The following is an 11,329-nucleotide window of genomic DNA, read 5'->3' as shown; positions in this document are numbered from 1 at the left end:
CCTTCTGGATTTTTTTACGTTTGCGCAATGAAAAATAGACGCTTAAAATGCTAATCGTCACAGTAATGATACCGATTGAAAATGTCGTCTCATCACCTTTTAAATCGTATTGATCGACGATAATGCCTTCTGTCATAAATAGTAAAATGACGAGCACTAAGTTGCTAACGGCATGAATGATTGCAAATAGCGGCGAGCGCGTCTTTGCAAAAAAAGCACATGCGAGCATGACTACCGCAATCGCTAATAAACAATAAAAAATTGGTTCGAAAAGTGTGAACGTATTCGTCATAATTCATCATCCCTTATGTAAAAGAAACCACAGCGAGTAGCTGTGGTTCAACATTTATTTTATCATTTTATTTTTATAGTAGCTAAAGTACATCACAAGTAATAAAATCATCCAAATTGGACCGACGATTAACGCAATACGTGTACCTTCATTAAACGCCATTAACACAACGACGAATAAGAAGAACGCAATCGATAAGTATGATGTGAATGGTGCCCAAAACATTTTAAATGTAAGGCTATTTAATTCATCTGCTGATAAACCTTTGCGGAATTTAATTTGTGTAACTAAAATGATGATCCATGTAAATATGGCGCCAAATGTAGAAACACTCGTAATATACGTAAAAACTTTTTCATCGACGAAGTAGTTTAAGACGACACCGATTAACAATACAGCACCTGACATTAAAATTGCATTCGTTGGCACACCTGTTTTGCCGACTTTGCCGAACATTTTAGGTGCTTGATTTTGGTGGCTTAAATTGAACAACATACGACCTGTACTGAAAATACCTGAGTTACAACTTGATAGCGCTGCTGTTAACACAACAAAGTTAATAATACCTGTTGCGTAACGGATACCGACGTTTTCAAACATCATGACGAATGGGCTATTTGCTTCACTAATTTGATCCCAAGGATAAACCGCCATAATGACCGTTAAGGCACCGATATAGAAAATTAAAATACGAATTAATACAGTATTAATCGCTCTCGGAATTACCTTTTTCGGATTTTTCGCTTCACCTGCAGTAACGCCAATCATCTCAACACCTAAGTATGCGAACATGACGATTGGTAATGCTGCAATGACACCACTAAAGCCGTTTGGCATAAAGCCATCGTGTGTCCATAAATTGCTGAAGCCAATTGCTTCTCCTCCATTACCTAGTCCAAATAAAATTAAAGCTAAACCAAGGATAATCATTAAAACAATCGCAACGATTTTAATCATCGCGAACCAAAATTCTAATTCACCGAACGCTTTTGCTGCAATTAAATTGACGACTGTCATTAAAATAAGTGCAAATAACGCCCACATCCATTTCGGTGAATCTGGGAACCAGAGCTGCATGTAAATCCCTACAGCTGTAATTTCAGCCATACATGTCACAATCCATAAAAACCAATAGTTCCAGCCTGTTAAAAAACCTGCAAGTGGTCCAAGTACTTGTTGGGCATAACGACTGAAGGAACCAGCGACAGGATGATCCGTTGCGATTTCTCCGAGTGCACGCATCATAAAGAAGATGAATAACCCACCAAGTGCATAGGTGATTAAAACGGCTGGACCAGCTGTTTTAATCGCACCTGCAGAGCCTAAAAATAGCCCTACTCCTATGGCGGCACCGAGCGACATTAACGTGATGTGTCTCGACTCCAGTCCACGCTGGAGTTCGGGTTGTTGTTTTGACATAAAAACGCCTCCGATGCTTTAAAATTGCACTATCAATGTTATCATAAAATTATGTCAATAGCATGACATTTTCGTGCGATTTAACTTAAATTTTCAGAAGAAAGTAGAAAAATTAGATAATTAGCGATATGTGCTACTATAATGTACATAAACGAAAAGGATAAAGGGGAGACAGAAATGACACGTTTGATTGAGGCAAAGGACTTGTACCATCTACACTCTGTCACAAATCCAGTACTATCACCAAATGGCAAGGAAGCGATTTTCGTGCGTACCGAAATGCACGAACGCGATAACACATACTACGGTTATTTATATCATATTGATTTAGAGACGAAAGAAATTACGCAATGGACGCATTTAAAAGAACGTATTTTAAATATTAAATGGTCACCAGATGCGCGTTTCGTCAGTTTTTTAGCGACGCGCTCGAAAAAAAATCAACTATACATTTTACCGACGCGTGGCGGTGAAGCGCAATGTTTAACGAACTTTATGTACGGCTTAACGAATTACGAATGGGCGCCTGACGGTCAATCGATTTGGTTTAGTGCCAATGTAGAAGAAGGGAAAAATTTCACAGACTTACCGACGAAAAAAGATCTGAAACGTCCAGAAGTGTATGAAGTGACCGATATGCAATATAAATTAAACGGCATGGGGTTATTGCCGAAAAACCGTCACAGTCAAATTGGCGTACTCGATATTTTAACACAACGCATTACGCGCTTTACCGATGATACGCACGATTACCATTTCGCGGCGTTATCCCATGACGGGAAAAACCTCGTATACTCAGTGAATCGTAATGACAGTAAAGACTACGATTTTAGCTCGCCACTATATGTCGTCGATATTGAGACGAAAACAGAAACGCTTATAACGGATATGCAAGGTTACTTTGGTGAAGCGTACTTTTCATTAGACGACCGTTATATCGCATTTGTCGGCTCAGCATTGGAACCGTACAAAAATGCAACGCATGCGGAAGTTTATATTTATGATATCGTAGAAGCATATTATTATAGCTTAACGGCCGCGATGGACTTACCAGTGGGAGATTACCAAACTGCAGACGTACAACAAGGTGCCATTGCGCCGGGTGTCGTATGGTGTGATGACAATGCACTTTACTTCCAAATGACGTCTATGGGTGATACGCGTCTATATTACGCAACACTAGATGGTGCGATTTATCCTGCATCCCCTGAAAATGAACACGTCTATGGCTATGATATTAACCGCGATGCGATTCACGCCATTGCAACGATCAGTGACCCGACGCATATCGGTGAATTGTACGCGTTAAACATTTCAACAGGGGAGCGCGAACAATTAACACGCTTTAATACTGCGTTTGAACAACAAGTGACAATTGTCGCCCCTGAGCAATTTAACGTGACGGCTGATAATGGTGAGCTCGTCTTCGGTTGGTTAATGAAACCGGCGAACTATGAAGAAGGTCAAACGTATCCACTCGTATTAAATATTCATGGTGGTCCACATATGATGTACGGTAATACGTTTATTCATGAAATGCAGCTTTTAGCGGCACAAGGTTATGGTGTCGTTTACGTCAATCCACGTGGTAGCCATGGCTATAGCCAATCGTTCGTAAATGGTTGTCGCAACGATTACGGCGGTGGCGATTATCGTGATTTAATGGCTGCTGTTGATGAAGTCATTCAAGAAAATGAGTGGATTGATGAGACACGTCTTGGCGTGACAGGTGGGAGCTACGGTGGCTTTATGACGAACTGGATTGTCAGTCATACGGATCGCTTCAAAGCGGCTGTAACGCAACGCTCGATTTCAAACTGGATAAGTTTCTTCGGTGTATCGGATATTGGCTATTGCTTTACAGAATGGCAAATTGGCGTCGATATGACGAATCCAACAACATTATGGGAACATTCTCCGTTGAAATATGCGGACCAAGTACAAACGCCATTGCTAATTTTGCATAGCGAACAAGATGATCGCTGTCCGATTGAACAAGCTGAACAATTGTATGTAACGCTAAAATCGCTCGGTAAAGAAACGAAATTTGTACGCTTCCCACGCGCGAATCATGACTTATCACGTACTGGTTTACCAAACTTACGTCAAGCACGTTTATCGCAAATTACGGATTGGTTTGTAAAGTATTTGTAACAACTTCATCAAAACGTTGCCTATATTGTCTAATTAACGGTATGATAAGAAACGTATTTTGACAGAATGTGAGTGACCATAATGATAGACTTAATTAAGTTTTTATTCGATTTCATTATGCATATTGATGAGCATTTGATCAGTATCGTACAAGATTTCGGTTTTTGGACATACGGCATTATGTTTGCGATTGTATTCGTAGAAACAGGTGTCGTCATTTTCCCATTTTTACCGGGGGATTCATTATTATTTGCGAGTGGTGCACTTGCCGCAATTGGTGGGCTTCAATTACCACTTGTGTTACTGACGTATTTTGTCGCTGCAGTTCTTGGCGATAGCCTGAACTTTGAAATCGGGAAGCGCGTCGGTACGACCATTCGTCCGGGCAGTTTTTTAGGACGTTTTATTAAACCTGAAAATGTAGATAAAGCACAACAATTTTTCATGAAACACGGTGGCAAAACGGTATTAATCGCACGTTTCATGCCATTTATCCGCACGTTTATTCCGTTCGTTGCAGGAGCTAGCCGTATGCATTATGGATACTTCTTCATTTATAACGTTATCGGTGGGGCGCTATGGACAGCAGTATGCGTTTTCGCGGGTTACTTCTTTGGTAACATTAGTTTCATTAAAGAAAATTTCTCAGTCGTCGTCTTAGCGATCATCTTTATTTCTGCGTTACCAGCGATGATCGGTATCGTGAAAGCGAAATTTTCTAAGAAATAAGCATAGTTATAAGTGCTGTAGGGAATACATTCTCTACAGCTATTTTTTTGAATATAACAATGGTAATATATAACAAAAAATGGATGCGTCTTGAGAGGAGAGAGTCTTGTTTTTGGAAACCTATATTGGAAGGCAACCTATTTTTGATGAGTTAGAACAAGTGTATGCATACGAACTACTGTATCGCAATAATGACAACAATTATTATGATATGCCAGATGCAGATACAGCGACATATGATGTTATTGCGCAAACATTCGTATCATTTGGTGTACACGAAATATCACAAGGTCGACCTTGCTTTATTAATTTTACAGAAAATTTATTAATGAGCCCGATCTTTGAACAGCTATCTTCTCAATATGTTGTCATTGAACTACTAGAAGACATTGATATGACAGAAGAAGTCGTCTGTCGCGTAAAACAATTGAAAAAGCAAGGCTATCGCATCGCGTTAGATGATTTCGTGTTGCATGATGCATTGCAACAATCGGATATTTTTAAATACGTCGATATTATTAAAGTCGATTTTTTACTCGCAAATGAAGAAGAACGTTTGAAAATTGAATACCTCGTTCGGCAACGTTATCCGCACATTACGTTATTGGCTGAAAAGGTAGAAACGCATGAAGAATATAAATGGGCACGCTTGCACGGGTACAAATTGTTTCAAGGTTACTTTTTTAAACGACCACAAGTGATGATGACACAAGAAATTCCGGCAAATATTTTGCAATATTATCGTGTCATTGCGCTACTACGAGAATCAGATCCAGACATTGATGAAATTGCGCAAATGATTGAACGAGACGTATCGTTATCGTATAAATTATTAAAGCTCATTAACGGTGCGATGAGACGTCCTCGTTATAAAGTGCGTTCGATGAAAGAAGCAATCATGACGATTGGTTTGCGAGACTTACAGCAATGGCTCTACATTTTAACGTATCGTGAAATGAAGCAGACGATGATTTCAGGGCGCATGCAAGAAGTAATGAAAACATCGCTCATTCGTGCAAAATTGTGCGAATTATTAGCGCGCTACAATGGAGAAGTGTTTGATTCGGAATGCTTTTTAGTCGGCATGTTTTCATTAATTGACGTATTGCTCGCACGACCGTTAATGGGCATTTTACAACAGTTACCACTTTCAGAAGAAGTCGTCGCGACGATTGCAGGTGCACCGAGCACATTGCAACCGTATTTACAGCTCGTCATCGCGCTTGAAAATATGGAAGTGTCGCAAATTCGCCATTACGCGCGTCAAATCAACGTAACAGATACAGCGCTGTTGCATATGCATTATGAAGCGACAAAATGGGCGAATCAAGTTCAATAAAAGCAGTTCCATGCTATACTACATGTACGAGTAAAACAGCGAGGGGGAAAGAACGTTGAAAAAACGATTATTAAGCGCAATCGTTGGCGTATCGTTAATGTTAGGCGCTTGTGGCGGTAACGATGATGCAAGCAAAGGCGGTTCATCAGCAGAGCCAGATGCTGCACAACTAGCAGAGCAAAAATGTATGGGTTGTCACGGTAAAAATTTAGAAGGTGGCAATGCACCAGCACTAACGAAAGTTGGCGCTGAAAAATCTGAAGCAGAAATCCATGACATTTTAATGAACGGTACAAAAAGTGGCATGCCGTCAGGTCTTGTGAGTGAAGAAGAAGCAGACCAATTGGCGAAATGGTTATCTGAAAAGAAATAATGATAGAAACTGTTTGATACGTAAAAGTGCGTGTCGAACAGTTTCTTTTTATTTGCAACGTTGCTAAAATAAGAAAGTATGAGAGGATGTGCATGAAGTGGAGCAAGTAAGTACGAAAGACGTCATGGAAATGTTTGATTTAACGCTTGAAAGCGGCGAGGAGGGCATTGGACGTCATATTTTAACGAGTGATATTTCACGCCCGGGTTTGGAAATGGCCGGTTATTTTCACCATTATCCAGCGGAGCGCGTTCAATTATTAGGAAAGTCTGAACTATCATTTTTCAACACGTTACCTGCAGATGCGAAGCGTGATCGTATGGAAAAGCTGTGCGCACCAAATACGCCAGCAATTATTATTTCACACAATATGGACGTGCCACCAGAGCTGACAGAAGCGTCAGAACGCAATCATGTACCAGTATTAATGACGAAGTTAAAAACGACACGATTTTCAAGTATGTTGACGAATTATTTAGAAAGCCAGTTAGCACCGATGACAGCGGTACATGGCGTACTCGTTGATATTTATGGAATCGGTGTATTACTAACAGGTAAAAGTGGTGTCGGTAAAAGTGAAACAGCGTTAGAACTTGTGAAAAAAGGCCACCGTCTCGTTGCCGATGACTGCGTTGAAATTCGTCAAGAATCGGAAAATTTACTCGTAGGCAATGCGCCAAAATTAATCGATCATATGCTTGAAATTCGCGGTATCGGTTTAATTAATATTATGACGATGTTCGGTGCGAGTGCAGTACGTCGCAACAAACGTATTTCGCTCGTTATCGACTTGGAAATATGGGAGGCTGAAAAAACGTACGATCGTTTAGGATTAGAATCTCAAACGATGAAAATTTTAGATACCGAATTAACGAAGCTAACGATTCCAGTACGTCCTGGTCGAAACTTAGCCGTTATTATTGAAGTAGCAGCGATGAACTATCGTCTGAAAAACTTAGGTATCAATTCAGCAGAAGAATTTACACAGCGCCTTGAAAGCGTCATTCAAGAAAAAGCAGATATGTAGCTGTGAAAGGAGAAAACGATGAACTTTGCTTTAATGGCAATTGATCCAGTTGCCTTTTCTATCGGTGCATTAGAAGTCCGTTGGTACGGCATTATTATCGCTTGCGGTATTTTACTCGGCTACTTCGTTGCACAACACGAAATGAAAAAGCGTGGCTTTGGCGACGACTTTTTAACAGATTTACTCATTTGGACGGTGCCGATTGCGATCATTTGCGCACGTATTTACTATGTCATTTTCGAATGGTCATATTATAGCCAACACCCAGGTGACATCATTCAAATTTGGAACGGTGGTATCGCTATTCACGGTGCGTTAATCGGTGGCGGTATTACAGTTTATGTATTTTGTAAAAAACGCGGTAAAAGCTTCTGGCAAGTCGCAGACATTTTAGCGCCATCAATTATTATCGGTCAGATTTTAGGTCGTTGGGGCAACTTTATGAACCAAGAAGCTTACGGTGGTTCAGTGACACGCGACTTTTTAGAAAACTTAATGATTCCAAACTGGATCATTGATCAAATGAACGTAGCGGGTATTTATCACCACCCAACGTTTTTATATGAATCTTTATGGAACTTAGTCGGATTAATCATTTTACTGTTATTACGTAAAGCAAATTTACGTCGCGGTGAAATTTTCTTAACGTACGTCATTTGGTATTCATTCGGTCGTTTCTTCATTGAAGGACTTCGTACCGACAGTTTACTTATTTTCGGTTTCCGTACGGCACAAATCGTGTCACTAACAGCGCTCGTTGTTGCGGTTATCGTCTTTATTTACCGTCGTTTAAAAGTAAAACCAGTACGTTATAAAGATTAGAATAGAAACGGGCTTGCGAACGCGCACGCCCGTTTTTTTCGTTATAATAGTAAACAAATATGAAAGAGGTGTATTGGGATGAATTATGAAGCTTTACTATTTGATTTTGATGGGACATTACTCAATACGAACGATTTAATTATCGAAACGTTCGCACACGTGATTGACCCAAAATTTCCAGGGCGCTACAAGCGAGAGGATTATTTAAAATTTATCGGGCCATCATTAATCGAGTCATTTACAGAAGTCGATCCATTAAATGCAGAAGCACTCGTGGCAGAGTATCGTACGTGGAATGCAGAAAACCATGACGCGCTCGTCACAGAGTTTCCGAATGTGAAAGAAGTGTTAATCGCCCTTCGTGAAGCGGGCGTTCGTTTAGCAGTCGTATCGACGAAGCGAGGTGATACGCTACATAAAGGATTGAACTTAATGGGTATTACGGATTTATTTGATGTCATCATTTCACAAGACGACGTGACACACGTAAAACCACATCCAGAACCAGTTGAAACGGCGATTGCACGTCTTGGCGTCGATAAATCGAAAGCGTTAATGATCGGTGACAACTCACACGATATTTTAGGTGGGCACAATGCAGGCGTAAAAGCGGCGGGCGTCGCCTGGTCTTATAAGGGCAAAGACTATTTAGCGCAGTACAATCCAGAATATATGTTAGAAGATATGCGCGACTTACTACAAATTGTCGGAGTCGAAAGCCATGCGTAAAACGGAGCGCTATCCAGTCGAAGGGCCAACATCATTATGGCAAATGTATAAAACCGTCTCGTTTTGGAAAGTCGTAAAATGTTTTATCGTCATCGAGCTCTCTCGTGTGACCCCATTTTTATCGTGGAAAAATTGGATGTACCGTACATTTTTAAAGATGAACGTTGGGCAGCGCACTGCTTTTGCATTAAAAGTAACACCGGATACGATGTTTCCGGAGCGTATTTCTGTTGGGTCCGATACGATTATCGGTTTTAACACCACGATTTTAGCGCACGAATATTTAGTCGATGAATATCGTCTCGGCGATGTCGTCATTGGCGATCACGTGATGATTGGGGCGAACACGACGATTTTACCGGGAGTCACGATTGGAGACGGGGCAGTCGTTTCAGCGATGACGCTCGTTAACCGTGACGTACCAGCAGGCGCAATGGTTGGGGGAAACCCGATGCGCATTATTTATACGAAAGAACAGCGAGCTTTAAACAATAAATAAGCTCGCTTTTTACACAAAATTGTCTGTTTATTCATGCAAGTCTGAAATACTCTTGACGATTTCTAAATATTGCGTTAAGATATCTTCATCATATTAGTTCTCTAACACTCTAGTGTGTTAAAGTAATTGGATAAGGAAGTGTCAACATGTCATCAATTCGTAAGTTTGAAAAACCATTAGGAATGCGCGATACATTCCCGAAAATTTTTGAAAAGCAAGAAGCCGTTCGTAGTAAAGGTCGCGAATTTTTACAATTACGCGGGTATGAATTTTTAAAAACACCAACGCTTGAATATTACGATACGGTCGGTAAAGCGTCAGCAATCGTTGAATCATCACTATTTAAATTAGTCGATACACAAGGCAATACGCTCGTATTACGACCAGACATGACGACACCAATCGCTCGTGTAGCATCATCAAAATTATTAAAAGAAAAAATTCCATTGCGCTTAGCATACTTCGCAAACGTATTCCGCGCACAAGAATTAGAAGGTGGTCGTCCAGCAGAATTCGAACAAATGGGCATCGAAATTATCGGCGACGCTTCTGTTTATGCAGACGCAGAAGTTATTTTAACAGCGATCGATTTATTAAAAGAGCTTGGTGTTGAAGATTTCAAAATTACAGTCGGTAACGCAGGCATTTTAGATGCGATTATTCGCAAAAATGTCGAGACAGACGAACAATTTGAAACATTGCATCAATTGCTCGTACAAAAGAACTTCGTAGGTTTTGAAGAAGCGGTCGCATCATTCCGCTTACCACGCGCTGAAGAAGAGACATTGTTAAACTTCATTAGTGAAGCGACAGGGCTAAAAAGCATTCGTCAAATCGCGAAATACTTATCAGAAAAACAAGCGCTACTTTATATGGAACAACTAGCGTCTATTTTAGAAATCGCAGACGTTGCGAAATATATCGCATTCGACTTCACATTAGCGAGTCACATGAACTACTACACAGGCATGTTATTTGAAGTATATGCATCAGGTTCAGGCTTCTCATTAGGAAACGGTGGTCGTTATGACGGCTTACTAAGCGACTTCGGTAAAGATGTCGGCGCAATCGGCTTCGGTTTACGCCTAGATTACTTATTAGAAGTAATGCCTAAAAAAGACACAGTAGCAGACGACGTACTCGTATTATTCGTCTCAACACAATTAAAACAAGCGATCGACAAAGCGACACAATTACGTGCAGAAGGAAAACGTACGACACTCCAAGCGATTGAAGGTCTTGAAGATTTAGCAACATTCGAACAACAATTTAGTACCGTCGTTCGCATCGGTCAAGGAGGAACTTCATTATGAGTAATACAGCATTAACAATCGCCATGCCAAAAGGTCGTATTTTCGAAGAAGCGTACGACATGCTAATCGAGGCAGGCTTCAACTTACCAGCAGACGTTGAAATGTCACGTAAATTAATGATTGAAATCCCAGAAGAAAACATTCGCTTCATTTTAGCGAAACCGATGGACGTCCCTACATATGTAGAACACGGTGTTGCCGATATCGGGATTGCCGGCAAAGACGTATTGCTAGAAGAACGTCGTAACGTACATGAATTACTAGACTTAAAAATTTCAAAATGCCACGTCGCTTCAGCGGGCTTACCAAATACAGAATTAAACGAAATCGCGCCACGTATCGCGACAAAATATCCGAACATCGCGTCAGACTACTATCGTGAAAAAGGCGAGCAAGTCGAAATTATCGGTTTAAACGGTTCAATCGAACTTGCGCCAATGATCGGTTTAGCAGACCGCATCGTCGATATCGTTTCAACAGGTCAAACGTTAAAAGAAAACGGCTTAGTCGAGTATGAATTTGTCGTAGACGTGTCATCTCGTTTAATCGCGAACCAAGCGAGCTACCGTATGAAAAATGAACGTATCCAAGATTTAGTAAAACGTCTGAAAAAATGTGTGAGAGAAGGCTAGA

The 11,329-nt window shown here is 40.6% G+C and carries 12 protein-coding genes; 10 read left to right on the top strand and 2 right to left on the bottom strand.

Annotated features, from left to right (window positions below; translation table 11 throughout):
- Both KMHG_RS19295 and KMHG_RS13345 read right to left on the bottom strand, forming a co-directional pair.
- Window positions 1-292 (bottom strand): hypothetical protein (locus KMHG_RS19295; protein ID WP_010290241.1); only part of this gene is annotated, 292 nt, incomplete at its 3' end.
- 54 nt (window positions 293-346) lie between these two features.
- The gene (locus KMHG_RS13345) at window positions 347-1,711 is read right to left on the bottom strand and encodes an amino acid permease (protein WP_010290239.1); all 1,365 of its coding nucleotides are present in this window, start codon (window positions 1,709-1,711) and stop codon (window positions 347-349) included.
- A 177-nt stretch (window positions 1,712-1,888) separates the two neighbouring features.
- Here KMHG_RS13345 and KMHG_RS13340 point away from each other — a divergent pair, with 177 nt between their 5' ends.
- The 10 genes from KMHG_RS13340 to hisG all read left to right on the top strand — a co-directional run bounded on the left by KMHG_RS13340 (window position 1,889) and on the right by hisG (window position 11,328).
- Window positions 1,889-3,865, top strand: coding sequence for a S9 family peptidase (locus KMHG_RS13340; protein ID WP_010290238.1), 1,977 nt, complete (start codon window positions 1,889-1,891; stop codon window positions 3,863-3,865).
- Window positions 3,866-3,949: 84 nt separating this feature from the next.
- Window positions 3,950-4,594, top strand: a complete 645-nt coding sequence (locus tag KMHG_RS13335; protein ID WP_026022113.1) for a VTT domain-containing protein — start codon at window positions 3,950-3,952, stop codon at window positions 4,592-4,594.
- Between the two features lie 112 nt (window positions 4,595-4,706).
- Entirely contained in the window at window positions 4,707-5,933 is a 1,227-nt protein-coding gene (locus KMHG_RS13330) for an EAL and HDOD domain-containing protein (RefSeq protein ID WP_010290235.1), read from the top strand.
- 55 nt (window positions 5,934-5,988) lie between these two features.
- Window positions 5,989-6,306 carry a cytochrome c551 gene (gene cccB, locus KMHG_RS13325; protein ID WP_010290234.1) on the top strand — a complete coding sequence of 106 codons (318 nt, stop codon included), beginning with the start codon at window positions 5,989-5,991 and terminating at the stop codon, window positions 6,304-6,306.
- Window positions 6,307-6,403: 97 nt separating this feature from the next.
- Window positions 6,404-7,333, top strand: coding sequence for an HPr(Ser) kinase/phosphatase (gene hprK, locus KMHG_RS13320; RefSeq protein WP_010290233.1), 930 nt, complete (start codon window positions 6,404-6,406; stop codon window positions 7,331-7,333).
- 18 nt (window positions 7,334-7,351) lie between these two features.
- Complete coding sequence (gene lgt, locus KMHG_RS13315) at window positions 7,352-8,155, top strand: prolipoprotein diacylglyceryl transferase (protein WP_010290232.1); 804 nt, start codon at window positions 7,352-7,354, stop codon at window positions 8,153-8,155.
- A gap of 78 nt (window positions 8,156-8,233) precedes the next feature.
- Entirely contained in the window at window positions 8,234-8,884 is a 651-nt protein-coding gene (gene ppaX, locus KMHG_RS13310) for a pyrophosphatase PpaX (RefSeq protein ID WP_010290230.1), read from the top strand.
- Window positions 8,877-9,383 (top strand): acyltransferase, encoded by a 507-nt coding sequence (locus KMHG_RS13305; RefSeq protein ID WP_010290229.1) that lies wholly within the window; start codon window positions 8,877-8,879, stop codon window positions 9,381-9,383. Before ppaX ends, KMHG_RS13305 begins: the two co-directional genes overlap by 8 nt.
- 146 nt (window positions 9,384-9,529) lie before the next feature.
- The gene (locus KMHG_RS13300) at window positions 9,530-10,696 is read left to right on the top strand and encodes an ATP phosphoribosyltransferase regulatory subunit (RefSeq protein WP_010290228.1); all 1,167 of its coding nucleotides are present in this window, start codon (window positions 9,530-9,532) and stop codon (window positions 10,694-10,696) included.
- A complete protein-coding gene (gene hisG / locus KMHG_RS13295) occupies window positions 10,693-11,328 on the top strand; it encodes an ATP phosphoribosyltransferase (protein WP_010290226.1) in 636 nt (211 codons plus the stop codon). Before KMHG_RS13300 ends, hisG begins: the two co-directional genes overlap by 4 nt.
- The last annotated feature ends 1 nt before the right edge of the window (window position 11,329 follow it).

The organism is Kurthia massiliensis (genome assembly GCF_000285555.1).
GTDB classification, from domain to species: domain Bacteria; phylum Bacillota; class Bacilli; order Bacillales_A; family Planococcaceae; genus Kurthia; species Kurthia massiliensis.
The sequence above is the reverse complement of the archived record's forward strand: the minus strand, read 5'-3'. Positions and strand labels throughout refer to the sequence as shown.